The sequence below is a fragment of the Bacillus sp. SIMBA_074 genome (assembly GCF_046534555.1).
Classification (GTDB): Bacteria; Bacillota; Bacilli; order Bacillales; family Bacillaceae_G; genus Bacillus_A; species Bacillus_A mycoides.
Genome location: NZ_JAWRYM010000872.1, coordinates 1 through 254, shown reverse-complemented (window position 1 = coordinate 254; position 254 = coordinate 1). Strand labels below are relative to the sequence as shown.

Below are 254 nucleotides of genomic sequence, written 5' to 3'. Positions count from 1 at the left end.
GCAGATCATCGGGGAGACCATCATCGGCGCGCTCCGGCCGCTGTACTCCGCTGATGCGGAGATGGCCGAAGCTTTCGAGGCGGGGCGGGTGGGGGAGAAGGTCGAGCACTGGGCGATCCACCCCGGGGGCCGCAGCATCCTGGACCGGGTGCAGGAGCGGATGCATCTCAGCGATGCGCAGCTGCACCCCGCCCGCGAAGTGCTGCGCGAGAACGGCAACATGTCCAGCGCCACGGTGCTCTTCGTCCTCAAGC

1 pseudogene is annotated in these 254 nt (G+C 68.5%); it reads left to right on the top strand.

Features of this window, described 5'->3' with window-relative positions:
• A pseudogene (locus SB773_RS33250) lies at positions 1-254 on the top strand (hypothetical protein); the annotation flags it as partial.